Annotated in this window: 22 protein-coding genes; 13 read left to right on the forward strand and 9 right to left on the reverse strand. The window is 44.8% G+C overall.

Translation table 11 applies throughout. The annotated features are described in order from the left end of the window. Positions 1-115: 115 nt before the first annotated feature. The 3 genes from QE357_RS12320 to QE357_RS12330 all read left to right on the forward strand — a co-directional run bounded on the left by QE357_RS12320 (position 116) and on the right by QE357_RS12330 (position 3,195). A complete protein-coding gene (locus tag QE357_RS12320) occupies positions 116-892 on the forward strand; it encodes a DUF1080 domain-containing protein (RefSeq protein WP_106638211.1) in 777 nt (258 codons plus the stop codon). 129 nt (positions 893-1,021) lie between these two features. After that, positions 1,022-1,786, forward strand: a complete 765-nt coding sequence (locus QE357_RS12325; protein WP_309707767.1) for a class I SAM-dependent methyltransferase — start codon at positions 1,022-1,024, stop codon at positions 1,784-1,786. A gap of 119 nt (positions 1,787-1,905) precedes the next feature. Continuing rightward, a complete protein-coding gene (locus QE357_RS12330; protein ID WP_309707768.1) occupies positions 1,906-3,195 on the forward strand; it encodes an aminopeptidase P N-terminal domain-containing protein in 1,290 nt (429 codons plus the stop codon). A 177-nt stretch (positions 3,196-3,372) separates the two neighbouring features. Here the strand turns inward: QE357_RS12330 and QE357_RS12335 are convergent, their stop codons facing one another. Next, complete coding sequence (locus tag QE357_RS12335) at positions 3,373-3,675, reverse strand: hypothetical protein (protein ID WP_309707770.1); 303 nt, start codon at positions 3,673-3,675, stop codon at positions 3,373-3,375. A gap of 208 nt (positions 3,676-3,883) precedes the next feature. On the opposite strand from QE357_RS12335, the gene QE357_RS12340 reads away from it, so the two are divergent. Next, positions 3,884-4,432: a hypothetical protein gene (locus QE357_RS12340; RefSeq protein WP_309707772.1), complete on the forward strand. Its 549-nt coding sequence runs from the start codon at positions 3,884-3,886 to the stop codon at positions 4,430-4,432. Between the two features lie 172 nt (positions 4,433-4,604). On the opposite strand, the gene QE357_RS12345 is transcribed toward QE357_RS12340, so the two are convergent. Next, positions 4,605-5,138: a DUF1003 domain-containing protein gene (locus tag QE357_RS12345; protein ID WP_309707774.1), complete on the reverse strand. Its 534-nt coding sequence runs from the start codon at positions 5,136-5,138 to the stop codon at positions 4,605-4,607. Positions 5,139-5,172: 34 nt separating this feature from the next. Beyond that, positions 5,173-6,651, reverse strand: coding sequence for a D-alanyl-D-alanine carboxypeptidase/D-alanyl-D-alanine-endopeptidase (gene dacB / locus QE357_RS12350; RefSeq protein ID WP_309707775.1), 1,479 nt, complete (start codon positions 6,649-6,651; stop codon positions 5,173-5,175). A 281-nt stretch (positions 6,652-6,932) separates the two neighbouring features. On the opposite strand from dacB, the gene QE357_RS12355 reads away from it, so the two are divergent. The 5 genes from QE357_RS12355 (at position 6,933) to QE357_RS12375 (ending at position 11,949) form a co-directional block, all read left to right on the forward strand. After that, positions 6,933-8,351: an MBL fold metallo-hydrolase RNA specificity domain-containing protein gene (locus tag QE357_RS12355; protein WP_106638218.1), complete on the forward strand. Its 1,419-nt coding sequence runs from the start codon at positions 6,933-6,935 to the stop codon at positions 8,349-8,351. A gap of 163 nt (positions 8,352-8,514) precedes the next feature. Continuing rightward, a complete protein-coding gene (locus QE357_RS12360; protein WP_106638219.1) occupies positions 8,515-9,468 on the forward strand; it encodes an acetyl-CoA carboxylase carboxyltransferase subunit alpha in 954 nt (317 codons plus the stop codon). Between the two features lie 54 nt (positions 9,469-9,522). Next, on the forward strand, positions 9,523-10,134 hold the full coding sequence (locus QE357_RS12365) for an HAD family phosphatase (RefSeq protein ID WP_307143286.1): 612 nt from the start codon (positions 9,523-9,525) through the stop codon (positions 10,132-10,134). 41 nt (positions 10,135-10,175) lie between these two features. Beyond that, a complete protein-coding gene (locus tag QE357_RS12370) occupies positions 10,176-11,327 on the forward strand; it encodes a site-2 protease family protein (RefSeq protein WP_309707777.1) in 1,152 nt (383 codons plus the stop codon). 58 nt (positions 11,328-11,385) lie between these two features. Beyond that, complete coding sequence (locus QE357_RS12375; protein WP_106638222.1) at positions 11,386-11,949, forward strand: 1-acyl-sn-glycerol-3-phosphate acyltransferase; 564 nt, start codon at positions 11,386-11,388, stop codon at positions 11,947-11,949. A gap of 56 nt (positions 11,950-12,005) precedes the next feature. Here QE357_RS12375 and lpxB read toward each other — a convergent pair whose 3' ends face one another. Together lpxB and QE357_RS12385 are read right to left on the reverse strand one after the other, a co-directional pair. Then, positions 12,006-13,106: a lipid-A-disaccharide synthase gene (gene lpxB / locus QE357_RS12380; protein WP_309707781.1), complete on the reverse strand. Its 1,101-nt coding sequence runs from the start codon at positions 13,104-13,106 to the stop codon at positions 12,006-12,008. A 115-nt stretch (positions 13,107-13,221) separates the two neighbouring features. Next, positions 13,222-13,644: a 6-carboxytetrahydropterin synthase gene (locus tag QE357_RS12385; protein ID WP_106638224.1), complete on the reverse strand. Its 423-nt coding sequence runs from the start codon at positions 13,642-13,644 to the stop codon at positions 13,222-13,224. A 361-nt stretch (positions 13,645-14,005) separates the two neighbouring features. Between QE357_RS12385 and rfaD the strand changes: the two genes are divergently transcribed. Then, positions 14,006-14,971 (forward strand): ADP-glyceromanno-heptose 6-epimerase, encoded by a 966-nt coding sequence (rfaD, locus tag QE357_RS12390; protein WP_106638225.1) that lies wholly within the window; start codon positions 14,006-14,008, stop codon positions 14,969-14,971. A 185-nt stretch (positions 14,972-15,156) separates the two neighbouring features. After that, positions 15,157-16,290, forward strand: a complete 1,134-nt coding sequence (gene nspC / locus QE357_RS12395) for a carboxynorspermidine decarboxylase (RefSeq protein ID WP_309707785.1) — start codon at positions 15,157-15,159, stop codon at positions 16,288-16,290. A gap of 252 nt (positions 16,291-16,542) precedes the next feature. Here the strand turns inward: nspC and hslV are convergent, their stop codons facing one another. From hslV to lepA, 4 genes are all read right to left on the reverse strand, one after another. Continuing rightward, positions 16,543-17,088, reverse strand: coding sequence for an ATP-dependent protease subunit HslV (gene hslV, locus QE357_RS12400; RefSeq protein ID WP_106638228.1), 546 nt, complete (start codon positions 17,086-17,088; stop codon positions 16,543-16,545). A 190-nt stretch (positions 17,089-17,278) separates the two neighbouring features. After that, on the reverse strand, positions 17,279-18,955 hold the full coding sequence (locus QE357_RS12405) for a pyruvate dehydrogenase complex dihydrolipoamide acetyltransferase (RefSeq protein WP_309707788.1): 1,677 nt from the start codon (positions 18,953-18,955) through the stop codon (positions 17,279-17,281). A gap of 325 nt (positions 18,956-19,280) precedes the next feature. Further along, the gene (locus tag QE357_RS12410; RefSeq protein ID WP_307143294.1) at positions 19,281-20,408 is read right to left on the reverse strand and encodes an acyl-CoA desaturase; all 1,128 of its coding nucleotides are present in this window, start codon (positions 20,406-20,408) and stop codon (positions 19,281-19,283) included. Positions 20,409-20,648: 240 nt separating this feature from the next. Next, positions 20,649-22,439 carry a translation elongation factor 4 gene (lepA, locus tag QE357_RS12415; protein WP_106638231.1) on the reverse strand — a complete coding sequence of 597 codons (1,791 nt, stop codon included), beginning with the start codon at positions 22,437-22,439 and terminating at the stop codon, positions 20,649-20,651. Positions 22,440-22,687: 248 nt separating this feature from the next. On the opposite strand from lepA, the gene QE357_RS12420 reads away from it, so the two are divergent. Continuing rightward, a complete protein-coding gene (locus QE357_RS12420; protein WP_106638232.1) occupies positions 22,688-23,158 on the forward strand; it encodes a hypothetical protein in 471 nt (156 codons plus the stop codon). Positions 23,159-23,189: 31 nt separating this feature from the next. Next, complete coding sequence (locus QE357_RS12425; RefSeq protein ID WP_309707793.1) at positions 23,190-25,088, forward strand: CocE/NonD family hydrolase; 1,899 nt, start codon at positions 23,190-23,192, stop codon at positions 25,086-25,088. Positions 25,089-25,377: the final 289 nt, after the last annotated feature.

Here is a 25,377-nt window from a genome sequence, read left to right on the forward strand (position 1 = left end):
TATTTTTATACCAAAAATGTACCAAAAAATCCTTTTTTTTTGAAAAATTAGCTATATACGAATCTGTTGGCGTAATTTCCAGCCACAATCTTACTTTCAAATTTTGTATTGACCAATGCAGATCGCTCAAAAGCTAACACTCTCGCTGTGTTTATCATTAACTGCCCTGGGTTATGTTTCAGCTCAGGACCAACGAGCTGTCAAGAAAAACTACCTCGTTAAACCTGAAGAAACTGAGTTCTGGGACCCCGAAATTCCAACGGTAACTCCCGGAAAAGCTTACGGTATTCCCCCATCCGACGCCATTGTTCTTTTTGATGGTAAAAATCTGGATAACTGGGTTTCTGTAAAAGATGGCAGCCCCGCCAAGTGGGAAGTAAAAGACGGTGCTTTTACGGTTGTGAAAGGTGCCGGTAATATCTCCACCAAGCAGGATTTCCAGGATTACCAACTCCACATCGAATGGCGTTCGCCTAACGAACCCGAAACACTAAAAAGTCAGGGTAAAGGAAACAGCGGTATTTTCATGCAGGGTATGTATGAAGTTCAGGTGCTGAATAGCTACCAGAACCGCTCCTATCGTAACGGTCAGGCCGGGTCGATTTACAAACAAACGGCTCCGATGATTAACCCTATTCGTCCGATGGGTGAATGGAATACTTACGATATTATTTATACGGCCCCCCGCTTTAACCAGAATGGTGGCGTGGAGACCCCTCCTTATGTAACGGTGATTTTCAACGGTATTGTTGTACAGAACCACACGAAAATTCAGGGTTCAACGGAATACATTGGAGCTCCTAAAAATGTCCCTCACGGCAAAGGCCCCATCAGTTTACAGGATCATGGGAATGCCGTAAGCTTCCGTAACATCTGGATTCGGGAGTTATAAGCCTTCCATTCGTTATAGACCTAAGGGTAGAGCGGGGCTCTACCCTTTTTTATTTGCCAGCCAGTCAAACATCCGCAGATAACGCAGATGTCTTATCTTTGCCGACTATCACTCTTAGCATTTCATTAAGTGAAGCGATTAATCTCCTTAGTTCTTCGTACAGTACCCCGACCCGTTTTACAACGGGTTAGTTATATTCCCCTGAAAATCACTGCTTTTTTCTTACGTGGAAATGACAAGGAATGTCCCATTTGTGGCAAAACCTTTCGTCGTTTCTTACCCTACGGACGTTTACAGTCGAGAGCCAACGCTCTGTGCCCTAATTGTCTGGCTCTGGAGCGGCACCGACTCATGTATCTGTTTCTAAAAGAAAGAACCGATTTTTTCCAGGGAAAAAAGAAAGTACTTCACGTAGCTCCGGAGCATTGCTTCATGGAACGTTTCGAGAAAATACACGGAGATGGCTATATCACGGCGGATATTGAAAGTCCACTGGCGAAGGTAAAAATGGATATTCACCAGATACCTTTCCCTGATAACACCTTCGATGTGGCCTTCTGTAACCACGTTCTCGAACACGTTGACGATTACCATCAGGCCACTCGGGAATTGCACCGGGTACTGAAACCCGGCGGCTGGGCCATTATTCAATCGCCGCAGGACTGGTCTAAGCCTTATACCTTCGAAGATCCGACGATTACCGATCCTAAAGAACGCGAGCGTATTTTCTGGCAAAATGACCACCTCCGGCTCTTCGGACAAGACTATGGTCAGGAGTTAGCCAAAGGTGGTTTTAACGTTCGCGAGGATCGCTTTGTGCTGGAAATGCCCCGCGAAAAAGTGGAACGTTATGCCTTGCCCAGCAAGGAGATTATTTACTACTGCCAAAAATAGTGTCTAAGCCATCAGGTGGTTTTGGCAGACTGTTGATGATCGAACCGTGATTAGCAAGTAATATCTCACTGCTTCTTCATCCTGTCATTTTTTACCAGAACGCGAAATCAATTAAACGCATGAAATATCACCCCATTCCGAACAAGCTATTTATCCGTAATCGCCATCGTTTAAGTAACCTGCTCAAACCCAAGTCTATCGCTATTTTTCACTCCAACGACATTCTGCCGACCAATGCCGATGGAACGCTACGTCTGCGTCAAAATAGCGACCTCTTTTATCTCTCAGGTATTGATCAGGAAGAAAGCATTGTGGTATTATTCCCCGATGCTCCCGATGAAAAACACCGTGAAATTCTCTTCCTGAGAGAAACCAACGAGCACATTGCCGTTTGGGAAGGATATAAATATACGAAAGAACACGCTCGGGAAGTATCCGGTATTCAGACCGTTTACTGGACTCGTCAATTTGATACGATTATTCGTACCCTGATTTTTGAAGCCGAGCATATCTACCTGAATGCCAATGAACATACTCGGGCAGACATCGTAGTGGAAACTCGTGAGGCTCGATTTGTACAAAAATATCAGTCACTGTATCCTCTTCATAAATTCGAGCGTCTGGCTCCGTTGATGCATAACCTTCGGGCCATCAAGCAGGAAGAAGAACTTCCGCTGCTTCAGGAAGCCATGCGAATTACCGAAGATGGCTTCCGTCGTTTGCTTTCCTTTGTGAAGCCTGGTGTGTGGGAATTTGAAATTGAAGCCGAATTATTACACGAATTCGTTCGTCAGCGGTCCAAAGGCTTTGCTTACGAGCCTATTATTGCTTCAGGAGCGAATGCCTGTGTACTTCACTACCTGGCTAACGATCAGCAATGCAAAGCGGGTGACGTTATCCTACTAGACGTGGCTGCCGAGTACGCCAATTACAATGCCGATTTAACGCGTTCCATTCCGGTTTCGGGTCGTTATACACCCCGCCAGCGTCAGGTGTACGATGCTGTTCATCGCGTTATGAAAGAAGCTACAGCGATGCTTGTGCCCGGAAACCTCTGGGATGAATATCACTACGAAGTAGGTAAAATCATGGAAAGCGAGCTGAAAGGTCTGGGACTGATCAGTCAGCATGACATTGACAATCAGGACCCTGATTGGCCGGCTTACAAAAAATACTTCATGCACGGAACCTCTCACTTCCTCGGCCTTGACGTACACGATGTAGGCAGTAAATACCGTCGCTTCGAACCCGGAATGGTCTTTACCTGCGAACCAGGTATTTACATTCCCGAAGAAGGACTAGGCATCCGTCTGGAAAACAACATTCTGATTACGGAAGGCGGCAACATCGACATGATGGCCTCCATCCCAGTAGATGCCGACGAAATTGAAACGCTGATGAATGCTTAAGTTTTCAGCTTACAGTTTCCAATTTTAATTCTAAAAAAGACTCTGGCTCGTTCATGGGCCAGAGTCTTTTTTTTGAAATCGGTTTGTTTGGGACGGTGTTGCGGAGGTGCGTATATAATGTTAGTGTTAGCATTATATACGCGTTTCTCAAGAATCGCAATGAAATTTTGGACTAACTTATGAAATAATTTGATAGATAATTGCTGTTAACAATAATAAAAGTAAATCTATCCAGAATAGATAAACTAATGCATTTACTCTATTTACTAAAATCAATTCATCTTTTAAATTAGAACGTGGTGTAATAGCGAATGGCATTGCAGCTTTGATCCAAAAGAAAGGATTAGTAAAAGGGACAAAAAATATTTTCGAGAAGTTATCTCCATAATAATATCTTCCTAATCGTAAATGATAGTACCCTTTTACATTCATAATAATTGGTAATGCAAGTATGATAACTAATATAATGTTGTCCATCATAGATTAAAAGAGCTTCGTTTGGGCACTTGCTCTTTCGGATTGTAAATCCGAAAGCCTTCTGTCCAGGATTTGTAATCCTCGCTAACGCTTTTCTCGAGAATTTGCGTTGCAAATGAGAATAACACTTAGAGTATTGAAATCAATCTATACTTTTCATTATTCAGATTCAATAATTAATTTAATATTAGCAATAAATATATTTCAACTTATGAAAGCATTACCTATCCTCCTATTAGCTATTTGTATTTGCTGTACTTTAAGTGAAAAAAAAGAAGTGACAATAGAGGAATTCAGCATCATAGATGTACCACAGATTGAACAAGATTATGTTTTTTCAACATTTGATAAAGTTGATACTAACCTGAGTGGAGATCCCTTCGCAAAATCAAAAATAAAAGTTGACTTACAAGCTATAGATGAAAAATCATTTTACCTTACTATTAACAATAACTCAACTGATACTCTTACGCTATCCCCCAAAAATGCTATTTATATCTTAAAAGACACTGTATCCAATGATGAAAAGATCAGTGAAATATTTGTTCGCAAGTATAACTCTTCACATTTTAGACCTTTATTTTATGAAATAAATTTCCCTAGCAGTCCAATTTTATTACCTAAATCGGTTGTAAAATTTAAAATTAATTGCGGTAATTTTATTTATAAAAATCGTGTATTAGGTATTTTTTTTCAAAAAAACAATTACCCATACTGGGGTGGCCAGTTAAAAATTGAGAATTGGACATTATTTAAATAAAAGCCAAGTAAACTCAGTGTGACTTAAATATTTTCTAGAAAATCTCAGCGTCACGAACGCTTTTCTAAGAAATTAATCTTTTTTAGAAAGGATAATTAACTTAGTTCAACAAATTATAACCCCGCTCTTTCGGATTTACAATCCGAAAGAGCGGGGTTATAATCCCAACCTTTCACTGCCCAAGCTTCGCCTTTAAATCTGCAATTTCATCCAGCAGAAAATTCATTTTATCGTGTAAACGCTGAATTTCGATTTCTGCTTTCAGATTCGTGGCATAATCGTTCCTGGCCCGTTGCCGATCTTTAGCTTCCTGTCGGTTCTGACTCATCATGATAATCGGAGCCTGAATGGCTGCTACGCAGGAAAGGATGAGATTTAACAGGATAAATGGATAAGGATCAAAGGGTTTCTGTAGAATAAAGTAGAGACTGTTAATCGCAATCCAGATGATGAGAAAGGCCATGAAGCTGAGAATAAACTTCCAGCTTCCCCCAAATTCCGCTACCCCATCGGCCATGCGATTACCGAAACTGGGCTGCTCGTCTGCCTCCGTTTCCGAAATTTTCTGCGTGATTAAAGTCTCATCTACAATCGTTTCCCTTACCCACGAATGTACCTGCTGCAAGGTCTGATCCGAGCTTTCGAGTTCCGTTTCCACTTTTTTCAAGTGAGCGAGCTTTCTGAACTTATGTGAATCATTCATCATTTTTAACGTTATTAAATCGTTATAATAATTTATTTTATAAATTGACCATCATTACCATTAACTTTTCCAGTTCACGAGTGGAACTGCCGAAGTTTAAATCATACTGCTGAATATTGAAGGCAAATGCGTAAAGCTGCCCGTTTTTTCCATTGAAGTAGCCCGCAAAAGCCCGGGTCCCTCCGATACTTCCACTCTTAGCTCTGACATTACCGGCTGCTTTGGTACCCCTACCCATGTTCTTAACCGTTCCATTTTTCCCCAACACAGCAATGGTCGAATAGAAAGCCGGGAAGTAAGATTCCCGGGCGGCTACGGCCAGGATATCTGTCATCGTGTCGAGTGTAAGCACACTTTGGGGCGACAGTCCGCTTCCATCTTTAATCCGAAACCCAGCCAGACTTACGCGTTTCGATGTCCAGATTTTTTCCAGAGCTTTTACTCCGTCCTGCGTCGTATTTCCGTAATTCAACGCCACTCCAATGGTTTTCAGAAAAGCTTCGGCGTAGAGGTTAATACTTTGGAAATTACATTCGGTTGCCAGGTCTTTTAAGGTGGGTGATTGAACTTTTGCCAGCGTATCCCGAAAAGCTAAGGCCTGATTTCTTCTCAAAAAATCGAAAGACGTTTGCGAGGTATCGCCCACCGTAATGCCATTTTCCAGTAATACTTGCTGCAAAGCGGTGGCCGTGAACAAACTGGGATTAGCCAGACTTCCCTGTACCCCGAATTCCGCCGGACCCTGGGGTACGTATCCTTCCAGGAAATACTGAGACCCCAGCGGCGTTGAATAGATAGTGACCTGATCGCCCGACCGGGGACCATCGGTTTTCACGCGGTTAATCAAGGTATAACCGGGCAAGGCAGGTTCCGTACGAATCAAGCCTGCTGGATCATCAAGCTCAGTACCGGGTTTAAAAACAGCTCGGAATTTATTCTCGTTCATGTTGAGTCCACTAACTCCAGCTCCGTAATAGTTACCCAAATCCTCCCAGGGCCAGCCGCCGGGGATACTATTTTCGTCAAAAACACTACCGTCTCCGATAACGCGACCCGTCATATGACGTATTTTTTTATCTCGCAAAGCCGTCGCCCAGCTTTTTAATAAGGTGGGTAAGGTCGGTGTTGATTTAAAACGGCCACCGCCCAGCGAAGGATCGCCCGAACCCCGAATCCACAGGTTACCAAACAGGGTATCATTTCGAATAACTCCGTCTGTCTCAAGCGTCGTGGTATACGTAAAGCTCTGATTCAATACGGCCAGAGCTGTTGCGGTGGTAATCAGCTTCATAGTTGAGGCCGGAGGCACCGATTTCCGATGGTGGAAAGCCAATACCGTTTGCCCGGTTTTCACGGACTTGATGCAGGCCGAAACGCTTCCATGCTGCATAAAAAAGCTGTTTTGCAAAGAGTCCAATCGGCGAATCAGAGCCTCCTGGGCCAACGTGTCAATGTTTTGAGCAAACGAGGAAGAAGCAAAAAAGACGGAAATAATCAGGAAATAGATGCGGTTCATTCGGGTTTGGATATACTGAGGATGCTCAAGTTCGGGTTTCTTTTGGTAGATTTGCCTGATTTGCTAGTCACTAACCATAAGCCACTGGTGTAGCCCGACGCGAATTTACACCGCTTTTCCGCCTGAATACGGGGCTGTGCCCTTCTGAATCGAATATTCTATTCTTCAGGCAGCAAAGTGGAAATCTCTTCTCGACAAACGACCCTTCGATTTTAGGTGTACCTAATAGAACCGGCCTTTCGACTAGAGTGCTTGGGCTATAGTGGCTTTGAAGATATACAATGAAACTAACTTTTTGGGGTGCTGCCCGGCAGGTCACGGGTAGTATGTATTTGCTGGAACTGGCGAATAATTACCGGATTCTAGTGGATTGCGGCACCAACATGAGTCGCAGCGTGGAGGAAGAAGAAGAGCCAAAAGCATTATTTCCGTTTGATGTTACGACGATTAACCTGGTTTTGCTAACGCATGCCCACATTGACCATTCCGGTAACATTCCCAACCTCTACCGCGATGGCTACGAAGGACAAGTGCTCTGCACCTCCCCTAGTTATGATCTGACCCGGCTGTTATTACTGGATGCCGCCCATCTGAACCAGAAACGATTAACCCGGGCTACCGGCGATTCCAACAAGAAAAGGAAACGCATGGCCCGGATTGAGAAGAAAGGCGACATCTATCTGGATAAGCACGTCGATGACTCGCTGGAAAACTTTGTTCCGATTGCCTTCAATCAGAAATTTCAGGTTCAGGAAGGTCTCTGGATTACCTTTATTCCGGCAGGTCACTTATTAGGGGCTGCTCATATCGTGCTGGAAATTACTGAAAACGGAGAAACGAAAACCCTCTGCTTTTCGGGCGATTTGGGTCGTAAAAACTATCCGCTTCACAGCGAGCCTTTTCCCGTACCACAGGTAGATTACCTGATTTGCGAAAGTACGTATGGAGCCCGTCTGCACGAAGACACCCGCTCGCCAGAGGAAGCTTTGGCGGATGTTATTCGCAGAACCTGCATTAACATTCCCGGTCGGTTGATTATTCCAGCCTTCTCGGTGGGCCGAACGCAGGCGTTGCTGTTTACACTCAACCGCTTATACTCAGAGCAAGGTTTCAAACCCATTCGGGTGTTCAGTGATAGTCCGCTGGCTCATTCCACAACGAAAGTCTACGAACGCAATATTAAATACCTGAATCAGGAAGCAAAGGATTTCAAGGAAAAGCATGGTCGGTTATTTGATTTCAAGAACCTTACTTTCGTTGAAAGCGAAAAAGCCAGCCGGGCCATCTCCAACCATAACGAACCCTGCATCATCATTTCGGCTTCAGGGATGGTTTCTGGCGGTCGGGTCGAACAGCACGTGGCAGCTAACATTGGAAACCCGTACTGTACCATTCTTTTAGTAGGTTATGCCGCTGAAGATACCCTGGGCTGGCGACTACTGAATGGTCAGAATACTTTGCGTGTCAAAGACGTAGAACATACGGTACAGGCAAAGATTGAAAAAATCGATGTCTTTAGTGGTCACGGCGATCAGAAGGATCTGGTGAATTTTGTTAAATACCAGTCTCCGACGCGATTAAAGCGTATCTTCCTGATTCACGGGGAAGAAAAATCCATGCAGACCTTCGCTAATTTACTGAACGACGAAGGGTATGCAAACGTGGAAATTCCGCTTAAAGGGCAGAGTTACGATTTATAATAACTTCGTAATGAGCCACCCATTCAACCGCAAATCCGTTAAAACTAGGTAGCTAAACGTCAAAAGAACTGCGATCACCCGCTTTTCTTATTACTTTTGCACCGCCCTAACCATTTTTGGTACGTAGCCCCTGGCTAACGAATAGGAACCCAGAAACTTGTTTATGCGAACTTTACTCGACTTTGAACGGCCCATAGCCGAACTGGAATCCCGGATTGAGGAAATGAAACGGCTGGCCGCCGAAAAAAATCTAGACGTTTCTTCGGCCACCACGGTATTAGAAAACCAACTAGTAGATCTTAAAAAAGAGACGTTCCGTAACCTGACTCGCTGGCAGCGGGTCCAAGTTTCACGTCACCCCGATCGCCCTTATACACAGGATTATATCCACCGCATCTGCACGGACTTCATTGAAATTCACGGAGATCGCCAGGTAGCTGACGATAAAGCCATCGTCGGTGGTTTTGCCACTCTGGATGGGCAGCCCGTCATGATCATTGGTCAGCAAAAAGGCCGTAATACCAAAGAACGTCAGTTCCGTAACTTCGGAATGCCCAACCCTGAGGGTTACCGCAAAGCCCTTCGCCTGATGAAAATGGCGGAGAAATTCAATGTTCCTATTGTTACGTTGATTGATACGCCCGGTGCATTTCCCGGCTTGGAAGCGGAAGAACGCGGTCAGGGAGAAGCCATTGCTCGTAACTTACGGGAAATGTTCATGCTGAAAGTTCCCGTGATCTGTGTCATCATCGGTGAAGGTGCGTCTGGTGGTGCTTTAGGGATTGCCATTGGCGATCAGGTATTAATGCTGGAAAACACCTGGTATTCTGTTATTTCACCCGAATCCTGCTCTTCTATTCTCTGGAGAAGCTGGGATTACAAAGAACAGGCAGCCGAAGCTCTTAAGTTAACGGCAACGGACATGAGTAATAATGGTCTGATTGATGGAATCATTCCTGAACCACTGGGAGGAGCTCACCTCGACCACGACCGAATGGCTGAAATTCTCAAGAATGAATTACTTACCCGTATTCATAACTTGTTAGCCCTGTCTCCCGAAGAACGCATTGATCAACGAATCGAGAAGTTCTCGAAAATGGGCGTTTTTTCAGAATAATACGAATGGTTTCGGGTTGCGGCTCGAAACCATTTTTCCTTCATAACCTATCTTATGATCAAGAATATTATCTTCGATATGGGGAATGTCATTATTGATATTGACGTTCCGCTGACTTACCGGGCTTTTGCTCAAATGGCTAATCTTTCGGAAGAAGAAGCTACCCGACTTTTTCACGAAAAAGCTTTCTTTCATCAATTTGAAATTGGAAAAGTAAACGAAGCCGATTTTCGTAATTCGCTCCGCAATGAATTTAACGGAAGCTGGACGGACGAAGAAATCGATAAGGCCTGGTGTGCTTTATTACTCGAAATGCCCGTAGAACGTCTGGCACGTATTCAGGAATTGGCTAAAAAATACCGCGTTTTCCTACTGAGTAACACTAATTCCATCCATGTAACGGAGATTCTGAAGCGTGCCGATTCGCTTGGGTACGATTTTATGAGTCTTTTTGAGAAACCTTTTTTGTCCTACGAAATGGGTTTCATGAAACCAGATCCCGAATTTTACCGACAGGCTCTGCGGGAAGGTGGCGGATTATTACCGGAAGAAACCCTCTTCATTGATGACAACGCCGATAATATTGAAGCGGCTGCCACCGTTGGCATACAAACGATCTGGTTGAATCCCATTGGCAGTGTTCTGGATAAATTGCTGGATTACTAGCCATTTATTCATTCAGCCCACACTTAAGAAAACGTATATCTATGAGCCGCACCCGGCGTCGACTATTCATTCAGATACTCTTATTCGTAGTAACCCTCGTTACCACCACTATCGCCGGAGCCGAGTGGATGCATGGTACTTCCTTGTTTTATGCGAATCCGCCACTTACGTTTACGCAGGTTTTAGAGGGATTATACTTTTCCGTTCCTTTTCTGCTGGTGTTAACGTTTCATGAGTTTGGTCACTATTTCACGGCTCGCTACAATAAGGTAAAAGTTACCCTACCTTTTTATATTCCACTCTGGTTTGGCCCTTTTACCACCATGGGCACCATGGGGGCCTTTATTCAGCTTAGAAGCCGGGTCAAGACCAACAAGCAATACTTTGATATTGGTATTGCGGGGCCACTGGCGGGTTTTTTCGTTGCTCTGGGCCTGCTTTGGTACGGGTTTACGCACTTACCACCCGCAGATTATATCTTCACCATTCACCCCGAGTGGAAAGCCCTGGGTGATCAATATCCGCAACACGTCTATACCGAAGAAGCTCTGGCCGGACGCGGAGCTGTCAAACTGGGCGATAACTTATTATTCTGGTTTTTCGAGAAATTCGTTGCCACCGGACCCGTTCCTTCTCCGTACGACATGGCGAATTATCCCTTTCTGTTTGCGGGGTATTTGTCACTCTTTTTCACGGCTCTCAACCTTTTCCCAATCGGTCAGTTAGACGGCGGGCACATTCTGTATGGATTAGTAGGTCGTCGCTGGCATCGTATTATTTCGCCCATCATCTTTGTGGCTTTTCTGTTTTACGCGGGCCTCGGTTGGTTTAAATATCAGGACTTTAACCAGAGTAATACCGACGAGTTTCTCATTCAGGCGGGTTATCTGGCAGCCTATATTGGCCTGAATTTCATGGCCATGAGCCGCCTGCATCCCGATCGCTGGACGGTGGCTGCTCTGGCTTTGGGCATGGTACTGATGCAATTGGTGATTAGTTATTTTTTCCCAGCCGTTGAAGGTTACCGTGGATTTTTGCTTTTTGCGGTCATGCTGGGACGTTTTCTGGGGGTTTACCATCCGCCAGCGGAAATCGAAGTACCCATTGGCTGGAAACGTCAGTTACTCGGCTGGTTTTCTTTACTGGTTTTTGTACTTTGCTTTAGTCCGAAACCATTCATCATGTTTGAGTAAGTCCTGAAGCCCTGTTTTTCAAAACTGTAAACCGTACACTCTAAACTGAACACAAAAAATGTTTCGCTGGATTGCCGCTTCTCTATTTCGCTTAGCAGGCTGGAAGCTCGCAGGTCCCTATCCAACGAGTTTATCCAAATACGTGTTGATGGTAGCTCCCCACGCCACATCTAAAGACTTTTTCGTAGGCGTTGGAGCTCGGGCCGCTATAGGTCACTGGATTTATTACCTGGGTAAGAAAGAGTTATTTAAACCTGCTCCGGTAGCCTGGTTTATGAAGGCCATGGGTGGTTATCCGGTTGATCGCGGCAAAACCAAAAACTTTGTAGATAGTGTGGTAGACCTGTTTAACAATCACCAGGAATTTCGCATTTGCGTTACTCCCGAAGGTACCCGTGGCGACGTTACGGAGCTGAAGACGGGTTTTTATTATATGGCCTTAAAAGCTCAGGTTCCGATTATATTTTGTGCTTTTGATTACGCCAGAAAGCTGGTTTACTTCGGAGAACCTTTTCGCCCTACCGGCAACTGGAATCAGGATAAAGTCGAAATCGCCCGCTTCTTTAATACGGTGCAGGGAACGCGTAAATCCTGGATTCAGCATTACTTATCGGAAGCTTAGTCTACTCACTTCCCGAATGTTTAAACCCTTCGGGAAGTTCTATTCTAACGGTACCATTACTTTTTCAAAGCCTTCACCATTAGCCCTCCGGTACGTTCGGAGGCTCCGGGTTGACCTATCAATTCCTGAAGTCGTTTGTATTCCTGCAGCATCGTTTGGCGGGATGCTCCTTCCAACGTCAGCTTTAATTCCTTCGCAATTCGTTCGGTATTAAATTCCTCCTGAATTAGCTCCTTTACTACTTCTTTATCCGCAATCAAATTCACCAAAGAGATAAATGGGACTTTGACTAATTGTTTGGCGATCAGGTAGGTTAAACTTCCTGCTTCATAACAAACCACTTCGGGAACATTGAATAAGGCCGTTTCCAGCGTAGCTGTCCCTGAGGTAACCAGAGCCGAATGAGCAACGGATAGTAGATCATATGAAGCATCCGTCACAAACGATAGATCGGCTACATCCGTTGCGTATAACGCATCGGAAAGATTCGAAACTTTTCCGATTACGAACTGATACTGAGGAAACTGATTCCGCACGGACAACATCTTCGGTAACATCCGCTTCACTTCCTGCACCCGACTACCCGGCAGTATGGCCACGATCGGACGTTCGTCCAGTCCGTGTTTAGCTTTGAAAGCAGGATTGGGCTGAAACGAAGCAATGGCATCCAGCAAAGGATTGCCCACATAATCTACTTCATAATCAAACTTGCGGAAGAAATCGACTTCAAAGGGAAAGATGCAGAACATCCGATCCACTACCCGCTTGATTTTTAACGCTCGTTTCTGATTCCAGGCCCAGACTTTGGGCGAGATATAATAGAACGTGCGAATCTGGTGTTGTTTGGCGAAAGTCGCCATGCGAAGATTAAAGCCAGCGTAATCAATTAGAATCAGAACATCGGGACGAAACGCAAGTATATGCTGTTTGCACTCCTTCATCTGCCGTCGGATGGTTCCGTAATTTTTGGCAACCTCCCAGAAACCCATGAACGCGGAGTCGCGGTAATGATGCAGTAGATGAGCTCCGGCTTCCTCCATTAACTCCCCACCCCAACATTGAATCTCAGCCGAAGCGTCGTGCTGCAAAATGCCCTTGATGAGATTGGAACCATGTAAATCACCCGAACGCTCGCCGGCAATGAGAAAGTACTTCATGGGCTTAGTTTACTGTTTACTGTTTTCAGTTTGCAGTTTTCAGTTAAAATGGCATAAGCAAGTAAAAGCCCGTTACTCGAAATTGAAAACTGAAAACAGCAAACTGAAAACTAGTTTATTCTCCGTAATACTCCACAAAATTCTTGGGAGTTTCTATTAGTTTTAGGCTGTGAAGCTGGCTGCGGCCTGCGGTGGATTCGGTTACTTTATCCGCCAGAATTTTCCAGATTTCCATGACGAATACCTCACAGGTCGGAATTTTATCTTTCAGAAAATCAACCTCATGATTCAGGTTGCGATGGTCTACCTTCTCAACGATGTGTTCTTTAACCAATTTGCCTAACTGCTTCATATCCATCACAAAGCCCGTATCGGGGTGCGGAAGGCCTTTCACCGTAACGATCAGTTCGAAATTATGACCGTGGAAGTAAGGATTGGCACAATTGCCGAAAACCTCGTAGTTCTGTTCATCGCTCCAACTCGGATTATAAACCCGGTGGGCTGCATTAAAATGCTCTACTCTTGATACATATACCATCGTTCAGTGCTTGCTAAGTTCCACATTTTCCGATTCTGATCCGGTGGGAACGACCTAGCACCGATCAAAACAGACCGCAAAGGTACGGTTTTCTATTACTATTTATTCTTTTCGATTCAAACTAAAACCACATTTTTCCTTTTCCTGAATTTGAGCAGAAATTAGCTTTCAATTTTTAGTCGATTTATTAATTACGTACTATTTCACCTACGCTAAAGTCTACACTTATTAAGAATATTATTAAATAAATACAATTTTTTCACAAAATCTTGACTAGGTTTTACCTAGCGATGCCCCTACCTTTGTTCTCTATTTAAAGAATTTCTATTCGAACGAAACTCTCCATACACTGCGAGGATCTATGATTATCGTTACCGGAGCCGCTGGCTTTATAGGAAGTAATCTTATTCAACGGTTAAACGAGGATAAATTCAATTTTATCATTGCCGTTGATGATTTTTCGAATGTTGAAAAACAGAAAAATCTAGAAGATAAAAACATTCAGGAATACGTTGATCGGGAGCATTTCTTTGAGTGGCTCGATCAGAATTATCATGAAGTAGAATTCATTTTTCACATTGGAGCCCGCACCGATACCACGGAGTTTAATTACGAGATCTTAGATCATTTAAACGTTAATTATTCCAAACAAATCTGGCGGAAATGCGTAGCCTATCAGATTCCCCTGGTCTACGCTTCGTCAGCTGCAACCTATGGTTTAGGTGAGTTAGGGTATGAAGATAATGAAAGTCTCATTCCAGAACTGAAACCATTGAACCCCTACGGAGAATCAAAAAATCAGTTTGATATCTGGGCCCTACAACAGGAAGAGAAGCCTTTCTTCTGGGCGGGCCTGAAATTCTTCAACGTATACGGTCCTAATGAATACCACAAAGGCCGCATGGCTTCGGTGATTATGCACGCTCATCGTCAGATTAAATCGACGGGTGGTATGAAGTTGTTCCGTTCGCATAATCCCGATTTTAAAGACGGCGAACAGATGCGTGATTTCGTATACGTCCGCGATGTGGTTGAAGTTTGTATGTTCCTGATGTACAGTCGCAAAGACTCCGGGATTTATAACCTCGGTAGTGGCAAAGCCCGTACTTTCCTGGATCTGGTTACGAGTACATTCAAAGCCATGAACTTGGAACCTAACATTGACTTCATCGATACGCCGCTTGACATTCGCGATAAATACCAATATTTCACGGAAGCATCCATGAGCAAACTTCGTTCGATTGGTTACGACAAACCTTTCCACACGCTGGAAGAAGGCGTAACCGAATACGTAACGAAGTACCTGAACGACGCCAAGTACGTTTAATAACGTAACGTTTTCGTGTCTGAAAATACCGACGCCTGAAGAATTCTTCAGGCGTTATTTTTTTAAAACTTTCTCTCTCAAATTCAAATAAACTTTTCGCCTAGAATCGAACTCATTCGAGTAGTTAACAATTTGATTCTATAGGTTCTCAATAATTTCTGAAAGCCATAGCTATTTTTGTCAGCATGAACTATAATCTGATTCCTTCTCCGTGTTTTGTGCTCGAAGAAGCCAAATTGAAGCGTAATCTTTCTCTGCTTAAGTACGTACAGCAACAAGCTGGTGTGGAGATTATTTGTGCCCTGAAGGGTTACTCCATGTTCAGCACCTTTCCCCTTCTGCGGCAATACCTGGCAGGAGCTACTGCCAGTAGTATCAATGAAGCCCGGCTCATTAATGAAGAATGGGGTACAAAAGCTCATAGTTACGTCCCAGTCATTCGCGAAGACGAAATTGCAGAGTTAATTGAACGGTCTTCTCACCTGACTTTCAATTCCTGGCGACAGTTTGAGAAGTTTGGAAAGCAGGCTGCTGCTGCCGGCGTTTCGGTAGGGATTCGCATTAACCCTCAGTATTCTGAAGTTACCACTGATTTATATAACCCCTGCGTTCCTGGGTCTCGTTTAGGCGTTACCCGGGCCATGTTGCCTGAACAATTACCCGCTGAAATTGAAGGTCTGCACTTTCATACCCTTTGTGAGAACGATTCTCACACATTGGAGCGGACACTCGTACATGTAGAAGAACGCTTTGCGGATTTGTTACAGCAGGTGAAATGGCTCAACATGGGTGGTGGTCACCTCATTACCCGTGCCGATTATGATCCCAAACATTTAATTCAGGTGTTAAAGAATTTTAAAGCGAAATTCCCACACCTGAAAATCATCATGGAGCCGGGCTCAGCCGTCGGCTGGCAAACGGGAGTACTGGTTTCTACCGTTCTGGATGTAGTAGACGCTCAGGGTATTGATGTTGCCATGCTGGACGTTTCATTCTCCGCTCATATGCCTGATACGCTGGAGATGCCTTACAAACCCCGCATTTTAGGAGCTCATCAGGACCCTGTGGCTGGTAAACCTACGTATCGCATGGGAGGAACTACCTGTCTAGCTGGCGATTACATGGGCGATTATAGTTTCGATGAAGAGCTGAAAGAAGGCGACAAGATTGTATTGGATGATATGATTCACTACACGATGGTAAAGACGACGACCTTTAATGGAGTTAACCTGCCCAGCATTGGTATCTGGAAAGAAGATGATACCTTCCAGCTCGTTCGTAGTTATGGATATGAAAGTTATAAAGATCGTCTTTCTTAGAAATTTCGATTGACGGAAATATTATCGATGCCAGCAAAAAAGCTGGCATCTTTCATTTTCAGCATTGCTTATTCTTTCATTACTAGAATCCAATAACTCGTGATGCCAACGGAAAGGCTGGCATCAACTACCCTAGCCATCACTTGTTTGTTGTTACTACAATTCCACTAACTCATGAAGCCAGCGAAAAAGCTGGCATCGGCATATCCCTTACTAGTTAGGTATGTCAATGCCAGCTTTTATCAATGATAGTTACCCTACTTTCTCTACAACCAGATTATGGTTCGTATAAATACAGATATCCGCAGCGATGTGAAGGCTCTCGCGAACCATTTCTTCGGCTGTCAGATTTGTCGCATGCTTCTTCAGAGCAATTGCGGCAGCCTGAGCGAAGTTTGAACCGGAACCAATAGCCGCAATGCCATTTTCGGGTTCCAAGACATCTCCCGTTCCTGAAATAATTAATATTTCTTCCGCATTAGCCACGATCAGCATGGCTTCCAATTTCCGCAAGTAGCGATCAGTACGCCAGTCTTTGGCTAATTCAATGGCCGCCCGTTTCATATTCTGACCATAGGCATTGAGTTTTTCCTCAAAACGTTCGATCAGAGTAAACGCATCGGCAGTGCTTCCTGCAAAACCAGCTATGATTTTACCCCCAGCCAGCTTACGAATTTTTTTCACATTGGATTTCGCAACGGTATTACCCATCGTTGCCTGTCCATCGGCACCAACGACTACTTCGCCGTTATGCACAATTCCTAATACGGTAGTCGAATGAATTTCCACGGGTTTCATAGTATCATTTTCATGGTTATAAAAACGGCCCCGAATAACATTCCGGAGCCGCTTTTTAGTTGTTGGTTGACTGTTAATCGGTTGTTAGTTCAACTACACCTAACAATCAATCCTTTTATTTTAAGGATGAGTTAGTTTTAATTGTAATTGATTTCTAACAACCATCAACTAAAAACTAACAACAAACTATTTATACCAGCATACGCATGGGATCCTCGATGAGTTGCTTGAACGTTTGCAGGAAGGCTGCACCCGTGGCACCATCTACGGCCCGGTGATCACACGCTAAAGTTACTTTCATGATGTTGGTAACAAAGAATTCACCAGCGTCGTTAACACCTACGGTCTTCTTGATTCCGCCAACGGCCAGAATACAGGAATCAGGGGAGTTAATGATCGGATTGAATTCTTCTACGCCGAACATACCCAGGTTAGAGATACTGAAGGTAGAACCTTCCATCTCCTTAGGCTGAAGTTTCTTGCTTTTCGCTTTACCTGCATAATCTTTCACTTCCGTAGAAATCGTAGAAAGTGTTTTCTGATCAGCATTACGAACCACAGGAACGACCAGACCATCTTCAACCGCTACTGCTACACCAATGTTGATGTATTTATAACGACGAATCTTATCACCTAACCACGAAGCATTAACGGCAGGATGTTGTTTCAGAGCCAAAGCCGCAGCTTTAATCGCAAAGTCGTTGAAAGAGATTTTTGCGGGAGAAACTTCATTCACCTGACCCCGGAATTTCATCGCGTTATCCATCGTAATTTCCATCGTCAGATAGAAATGTGGAGCGGTGTACAGAGACTCCGATAAACGACGAGCGATGGTTTTACGCATCGACGTTACGGGCAGATCTTCGTACTCACCGACTGGTTCAGGAACCGCCGCTGGTTTCGGAGCTGGAGCCGCCGCAGCCGGTTTTGCAGCTGGAGTAGCGGCAGCCGCTGGAGATGGAGCTTCTTTCGCTGCTGGCGTAAAGGTATCCAGATCTTTCTTAACAATACGTCCGTTTTCACCGGAACCTGTTACGTCAGACAGGTTAATACCTTTATCTTTCGCAATAGACTTAGCTAAGGGAGAAGCCTTGATACGGCCTTCTGCATCACTAGACTGGCTAGCTTCAGCGGAAGATCCATTTACAGATGCGGCAGGAGCTTCTTCTTTTGCTTCCGCAGGAGCCGACGAAGTGCCATTTTCAGCATCCAGAATAGCCTGGAAGTTGGCCCCCTCTTCACCTACGATCGCAATGATTTGGTTTACCTGAGCAGCTTTACCTGCTTCTACCCCGATGTACAGCAGAACGCCGTCGTCGTAGTTCTCCAGTTCCATCGTGGCTTTGTCGGTTTCGACTTCAGCCAAAATGTCACCACTTTTCACTTTATCACCTACGTTCACTACCCAGTTGGCAATGACACCTTCAGTCATGGTATCACTCAACAGAGGCATGCGAACAGCCGTAGCTTTAATACTGGATAAGTCAACCGCAGCTTTGGGGGCTTCTGCTTTTTTAGGCTCTTCAGTAGTTTTGGGTTGTTCAGCAGGAGCGGGTTCTGCTTTAGTTTCAGCGGCTGCACCATTAGATGATCCACCTTCACCATCCAGAAGAGATTGATAATCTTCACCTGGTTTACCTACCACAGCCAGTACACCATTTACTTCAATAGCCTGGCCTTTATCGGCGGCTACGTACAGGAGGGTACCATCTGCGTAGTTTTCCAGTTCCATCGTGGCTTTGTCGGTTTCAACTTCAGCCAGGATATCCCCGGATTTAACGGTATCGCCCACTTTTTTGAGCCACTCAGCGATGACCCCTTCAGTCATCGTGTCGCTCAGGAGGGGCATACGAATTACTTCTGCCATGTGTAAACTAACGGAAAGGGTTTAGAACAGAATTGCGAGTCAAAAATACGTCTGATTCTCAGATTTCGGCATTGGAACCTATTAAGTTTTCCAATGCTACTGATTATCAGTTCGTTTAAACCTATTTATATACAACCATTTAAGATTACCTTTTGATTCAGCTTTTGCGTCTGATTCGGAAAGAATCCTGAATAATCCCTCAAAATAAAGCAAAAAGAGAGAAACCAGCAGGGGTTTTCTCTCTTTTCTCATTTCATTATTACAATTATACAATTACAATTCCTGATAATCAAAGCCTAACGATTTTCTTCGTCCCATCAGAATATTAGGCTCGAACGGCCACAGGCTGAAGTTCTTCTACGGATTCCAGTGTAAACTCCTCTTTCCCGTATTTTCTCAAAACCCGGTAGTGGGATTGCAGAGCCGTCCAGAAGGTTTTGTTCTCAATGTAATGAATGCCGTGATCAGCCGCAGTGGCCTTCACGATTTTAGAAATCTCGGGGTAATGAATGTGGCAGATCTTGGGGAACAAGTGGTGTTCAATCTGGAAATTCAGACCTCCGCATAGGAACGTAGCCACGGGGCTGTTACAGGAGAAATTTGCCGTGGTCTGCATTTGATGGACTGCCCAGGATTCTTCGATGTTGCCGTCTTCATTAGGCTCAGGGAATTCAGCATGTTCCACAATGTGGGCCAACTGAAACACTAAACCCAGCACCAGTCCTTCAAAGTAATGCATCACCAGGAAGCCAATCAGAAACTGCCACCAGGTAATGGAAAGCACACACAAAGGCAGCACGATGAAGAGTGCGTAATAAACCGCTTTATAGAAAAAGAGGTTGAAATACTCTTTACGGGGGTGTTTGCCGCTGGCCGTTTTTCCAATATCCTTCTGAAAGAACTTTACGTAGTCCTTCCGTAATACCCAGCTCAACGAAGCCAGTCCGTATAGCAAAAAGGCATAGTAATGCTGGAAACGGTAAATCTTTTTATTCGGTTCTTCGTGGTGAATACGCACCAAACCAGGAGCAATTTCCAGATCTTCATCGTGACCAGGAATGTTCGTATACGTATGATGCACCACATTGTGGGAAAGGCTCCAGACGTAAGGATTTCCACCAATCAAGTGAAAACACAAACTTAAAGCCTTATTTGTTTTTGAATCTGCGGCGAAAGAGCCGTGTACGGCATCATGGCAAATATTAAAACCAATGAAGGCACAGGTCATGCCTAAAGCAATGGCAAGCACTAACATCACCCAAACGTTGAACTGATTGGAAATGATCAGTCCGTAGAGACCCCAAAAAACGACCATATAAAAGATGGTCTTGTTCCACATCGCACGGTTTCCAGTTTTAGGAATGTTGTTTTCAGTGAAGTACGCATCAACTCGGTGGCGGGCATCGGCGAAGAAAGTAGATCGCCGCTTGTCAACAAATCGGAGTTTCGACATTCAGAGTAAAAAAAGGGTTAGATGAAAGTGTAAGAAATGTAGGTTAGGCTTTATTTGGTAAAGGCAATCCCTCAAACTTACGAGAATAAAAACGAAGTAGCTTGTATAATGTATATAAAAACACGAGTCTTTTTCAAAACCCGTGTTTTTATACTTGTACAGTACGAAACGATACGGATGATATAAAAGGGGTCATTCAGTTGCTTACACATGCAAACCGTATCACACCTGAACTACTTGCTAGCTCTCTAGTTTCAGAACGGCCATAAACGCTTCCTGCGGGATTTCTACGTTACCCACCTGACGCATCCGCTTTTTACCTTTCTTCTGTTTCTCTAACAGTTTTCGCTTCCGGCTGATGTCACCACCGTAACACTTCGCCAATACGTCTTTCCGAAGAGCTTTTACCGTTTCGCGAGCAATGATTTTTTGTCCGATAGCAGCCTGAATAGCAATTTCGAATTGCTGACGAGGTAATAACTCGCGGAGTTTCTCACACAGACGTTTGCCCCACTCATAGGCTTTATCCCGGTGAACAATGGCCGACAGGGCATCTACTTTCTCCCCGTTCAGCATAATATCCAGCTTCACCATGTCGCCTTCTTTAAATCCGAGGTATTGATAATCGAGCGAAGCGTACCCGCGGGAAATCGTTTTCAGACGATCAAAAAAGTCGAAAACTACCTCAGAAAGTGGCATTTCAAATTGCAGCTCAATTCGGTCTGAAGTCAGATATACCTGATTTTTCAGCACGCCGCGTTTATCCATACAAAGCTTCATGATGGCTCCGACGTATTCACTTTTGGTGATAATCTGAGCCGCAATGAAGGGTTCTTCAATGTTATCAATGTGGTTAGGCTCGGGCATTTCCGAAGGAGCCGATACTTTCAGGTGTTCCCCTTTCGTCGTCTCCACGTTGAACTGTACCGAAGGAACTGTGGTGATCACCGTCATATCGAACTCACGCTCCAGCCGCTCCTGCACGATTTCCATGTGCAGCATGCCCAGGAAACCGCAACGGAAACCAAAGCCCAGGGCCGCCGATGTTTCGGGTTCCCAGATTAGGGCTGCATCGTTCAGTTGCAGCTTTTCCATGGCTTCGCGAAGTTCTTCGAATTCACTGGTATCCACGGGATAAATCCCGGCGAATACCATCGGCTTCACATCCTCGAATCCTTTGATCGCTTCCGTAGCCTTATTATCCATCCGGGTGATCGTATCCCCTACTTTTACTTCTTTTGCCGTTTTGATACCCGAAATCAGATACCCTACGTCACCCGTTTTAATTACGTCACGGGGTTCCTTTTCCAGACGTAATACGCCAATTTCATCAGCAAAATATTCACGGCCCGTCGCCATGAATTTAATCTTATCGCCTTTACGAATTTCGCCGTTATATACCCGGAAGATTACTTCGATACCCCGGTAAGAGTTAAATACCGAATCAAAAATCAAACCCTGGAATCCTCCTTGGGGATCACCTTTGGGGGCTGGAATACGGTGAATAATCGCCGCCAGAATTTCCGCAATGCCAATGCCTTCTTTCGCCGATGCATGAATAATATCGGAACGGTCGCAGCCAATCAGATCCACAATCTGGTCGGATACTTCCTCGGGCATGGCACCCGGTAAATCAATTTTATTTAATACAGGAATAATTTCCAGATCATGTCCCAAAGCCAGATACAAGTTACTGATCGTCTGAGCTTCAATACCCTGCGAAGCATCCACTACCAATAAGGCTCCTTCGCAGGCAGCGATGGAACGGCTTACTTCATAACTAAAATCGACGTGACCCGGCGTGTCAATCAGGTTCAGCACGTACTTCTGACCCTCAAACGTATAATCCATCTGAATGGCATGCGACTTGATGGTAATGCCCCGTTCACGTTCGAGATCCATATCATCCAGCAACTGATTTTGCATTTGTCGCTGGGATACGGTCTGGGTTTGCTCAATTAGTCGGTCTGCCAATGTACTCTTGCCGTGGTCAATGTGGGCAATGATGCAGAAATTGCGAATGTTATTCACGTGTTATGTTTAGTTGAACAGCCAAGGCTGCTGGCTTTTAGCTTATAGGCTATCTGAATACCTGGAATGAATCGAAACGCCGGGACGCGTGTACTCGACTTTCCTTCCAATCTACAAAAATACACTCAATCTATTGAAAAGTCGCAATACTCCTGCGAAAAGGCCTTAAATGAATACGGGAAATCGCATTCGTGTGAAAAAATCAACTCTTCGTCCGATATTGCAATGGAAGAAGTAAACCCTCTCCCATGAAGAAATTACTGATTTTAGTGCTTTTACTGGCGGGTCTTCATCCCGCCAAATCTCAAACGCTCCAGGACTTCCGCCGGGACAGCCTTCGCCGGGCTTATGACCGTGAAACCATTTTTGTTTTTGCCAATGGCACCCGCTTTGCCAAAGGAGGTCAAGCCTATTCGTCCGGTTTAGGTCAACGCAACTTGCAAAAGGAGTTTGAGTTCTCCCCTTACGGTATGGCTGAATACCGGGGGTACCGTAAGCTTAAAAATATCTCGTCGATCCTAACCGTTGCGTCCCTCGGCACTACCATTGTGGGTCTGACCCAGGTGAGTGGTAATCGAGGCCGCTCTTACTGGGCCTGGTGGGGAGCCGGTATTGCCATTGGACTCGGAAACGGCGTTGTTAGCGGCATGGCGAATAACCGCCTGCAACAAGCCGTCTGGATTCGTAATCGCGATGCTCTCACGTCCCCTGCGAACTAAAGCCTTTCTTGCATTCACATAACCATTTGATATGAAACACGTTTTCAAAACCATGGTCACGGTAGCAACCAGCATCCTACTGGCTACTACTGCGACGGATTCTTTCGCCCAAATTCCCGGGAATTTGCGGGAAGATTCTCTCTACATCCGCAAGAACTATAGTAAGCTCGAGCGTCTGATTCCGATGCGGGACGGGGTGAAACTATTTACTTCGATTTATGTACCTAAAGACGAGTCAAAGAAATATCCCATTATGCTGGATCGTACGCCGTACAGCGTTGCTCCTTACGGGGAAGATAAATATAAAATGAGTCTGGGCCCTTCGATGCTCTTTGCCAAGGAAGGCTATATTATTGTCTACCAGGATGTCAGGGGTAAATACATGTCTGAGGGCGAATTTGTGGCGGTAAAGCCCTTCATCCCTAACAAGACGAAAAAAACCGATGTTGACGAAAGCTCAGATACCTATGATACCATCGAATGGTTACTGAAAAATCTCCCCACTAATAATGGCAAAGTAGGTACCTGGGGCATCTCGGCTCCGGGTTTTTACACGACTATGACGGCCATTGAAGCCCACCCGGCTCTGAAAGCGGCCTCGCCCCAGGCTCCGGTAACGGACTGGTTCATGGGTGATGACCGCCACCATAATGGAGCTTTCTTTTTGATGGGAACTTTCTCGTTTCTGTCTTCCTACGGTGCTCCCCGCCCCGAGCCTACCACACAGACGGCTCCCCAATTCAGCAACTTCGGAACGCCTGATTCCTACGAGTTTTACAAGAATATTGGACCGATCAAGAATATTAACGAGAAGATTTTAAAGGGCGAAAACGTCATCTGGAATCAGATGATGGAGAACGAGAGTTATAACGAATTCTGGAAGTCCCGCACGCCCGTGCCGCACCTGAAAAACATTACTCCGGCAATTTTAACCGTGGGTGGCTGGTTTGATCAGGAAGATTTATACGGTCCGCTGAAGACCTTTGCCGGAATCGAAAAAAACAGCCCGAAAACTTCCAATTTTCTGGTGATGGGTCCCTGGATTCACGGCGGCTGGTCACGGGTGAAGGGCGATGTGCTGGGTAACATCCGCTTCGATTCAGATACCGGGCCTTTTTACCGGGAAAACATCGAGCTGGCCTTTTTCAATCATCACCTGAAAGGCGAAAAAGACCCACAATTACCGAAAGCCTATATTTTCGAAACGGGTTCGAACGTCTGGAAAAAGTACGACGCCTGGCCGCCGAAGCAGTCACAGGAAAAAAACTTGTACTTCCACGCAAACGGTAAGTTATCCTTCGAGGCTCCGAAAGCGACTCCCACCAGCTTTATGGAATACCTGAGCGACCCCAACAAGCCCGTGCCTTTTACCAGCGAAATTCGTAACGTCCGTGGAGCTGACTTTATGTACGAAGATCAGCGTTTTGCAGCTACCCGCCCCGACGTGCTGGTGTACGAATCAGACGTGCTCACGGAAGACGTAGTCATTTCGGGTAACGTTATGGCCGATTTATTTGTCTCTACCACCGGAACTGACGCAGATTTTGTGGTAAAACTCATTGATGTGTACCCCGGCGACGCTCCTAACAACAGCCCGATTCCGGGGACAAAAATGGGTGGCTTCCAGTTAATGGTACGCGGCGAAGTGATGCGTTCCAAATTCCGTAAAAGCTTCTCCAAACCCGAGGCTATGGTACCTAACAAGGTAGAAGAAGTAAAATTCGACATGCAGGACGCGGCTCATTGCTTCAAGAAGGGCCATAAAATCATGGTGCAGGTCCAAAGCTCCTGGTTCCCGCTGGTAGACCGCAACCCTCAGAAATTTGTAAACATCTATAAAGCCAGCGAATCCGATTTCCAGAAGGCTATGCACAAGGTATATTCTACGCCCAGCCAGCCTTCGCATGTGAAGGTGCGGGTGGTGAAGTAGGTTGTTAAGTTAGGTTATATAGAAAAAGGGCGAAGAGTTTCTTCGCCCTTTTTCATATATGAAAAATTTCAATAATCTGTTCATTCTGAAATAAGTAGTACTGACTTTTGCCTATTAGTTTTTTTAATTATCAATTACATTTTATGTAAATTATTTTAATCTCTATTACCCATCATCATTGGTGATACTTCGCTAAATATCAACAATGGTGAGTAATAGGTGAAATCGCATTGATAACCTTTTTGAGAAATGGATATAGTAGATAACTAATTCTGTATAAACTAGTGTT

It is taken from the genome of Siphonobacter sp. SORGH_AS_0500 (assembly GCF_031453245.1).
In the GTDB taxonomy this organism is placed as follows: Bacteria; Bacteroidota; Bacteroidia; order Cytophagales; family Spirosomataceae; genus Siphonobacter.

What these genes read in the sequence shown, in the direction of transcription:
- QE357_RS12320 (WP_106638211.1), top strand. Translation starts at nt 116, where the DNA reads ATGCAGATCGCTCAAAAGCTAACACTCTCGCTGTGTTTATCATTAACT.
- QE357_RS12330 (WP_309707768.1), top strand. Translation starts at nt 1,906, where the DNA reads ATGAAATATCACCCCATTCCGAACAAGCTATTTATCCGTAATCGCCAT.
- QE357_RS12335 (WP_309707770.1), bottom strand. Translation starts at nt 3,675, where the DNA reads ATGATGGACAACATTATATTAGTTATCATACTTGCATTACCAATTATT.
- QE357_RS12340 (WP_309707772.1), top strand. Translation starts at nt 3,884, where the DNA reads ATGAAAGCATTACCTATCCTCCTATTAGCTATTTGTATTTGCTGTACT.
- QE357_RS12345 (WP_309707774.1), bottom strand. Translation starts at nt 5,138, where the DNA reads ATGATGAATGATTCACATAAGTTCAGAAAGCTCGCTCACTTGAAAAAA.
- dacB (WP_309707775.1), bottom strand. Translation starts at nt 6,651, where the DNA reads ATGAACCGCATCTATTTCCTGATTATTTCCGTCTTTTTTGCTTCTTCC.
- QE357_RS12355 (WP_106638218.1), top strand. Translation starts at nt 6,933, where the DNA reads ATGAAACTAACTTTTTGGGGTGCTGCCCGGCAGGTCACGGGTAGTATG.
- QE357_RS12360 (WP_106638219.1), top strand. Translation starts at nt 8,515, where the DNA reads ATGCGAACTTTACTCGACTTTGAACGGCCCATAGCCGAACTGGAATCC.
- QE357_RS12365 (WP_307143286.1), top strand. Translation starts at nt 9,523, where the DNA reads ATGATCAAGAATATTATCTTCGATATGGGGAATGTCATTATTGATATT.
- QE357_RS12370 (WP_309707777.1), top strand. Translation starts at nt 10,176, where the DNA reads ATGAGCCGCACCCGGCGTCGACTATTCATTCAGATACTCTTATTCGTA.
- QE357_RS12375 (WP_106638222.1), top strand. Translation starts at nt 11,386, where the DNA reads ATGTTTCGCTGGATTGCCGCTTCTCTATTTCGCTTAGCAGGCTGGAAG.
- lpxB (WP_309707781.1), bottom strand. Translation starts at nt 13,106, where the DNA reads ATGAAGTACTTTCTCATTGCCGGCGAGCGTTCGGGTGATTTACATGGT.
- QE357_RS12385 (WP_106638224.1), bottom strand. Translation starts at nt 13,644, where the DNA reads ATGGTATATGTATCAAGAGTAGAGCATTTTAATGCAGCCCACCGGGTT.
- rfaD (WP_106638225.1), top strand. Translation starts at nt 14,006, where the DNA reads ATGATTATCGTTACCGGAGCCGCTGGCTTTATAGGAAGTAATCTTATT.
- nspC (WP_309707785.1), top strand. Translation starts at nt 15,157, where the DNA reads ATGAACTATAATCTGATTCCTTCTCCGTGTTTTGTGCTCGAAGAAGCC.
- hslV (WP_106638228.1), bottom strand. Translation starts at nt 17,088, where the DNA reads ATGAAACCCGTGGAAATTCATTCGACTACCGTATTAGGAATTGTGCAT.
- QE357_RS12405 (WP_309707788.1), bottom strand. Translation starts at nt 18,955, where the DNA reads ATGGCAGAAGTAATTCGTATGCCCCTCCTGAGCGACACGATGACTGAA.
- QE357_RS12410 (WP_307143294.1), bottom strand. Translation starts at nt 20,408, where the DNA reads ATGTCGAAACTCCGATTTGTTGACAAGCGGCGATCTACTTTCTTCGCC.
- QE357_RS12420 (WP_106638232.1), top strand. Translation starts at nt 22,688, where the DNA reads ATGAAGAAATTACTGATTTTAGTGCTTTTACTGGCGGGTCTTCATCCC.
- QE357_RS12425 (WP_309707793.1), top strand. Translation starts at nt 23,190, where the DNA reads ATGAAACACGTTTTCAAAACCATGGTCACGGTAGCAACCAGCATCCTA.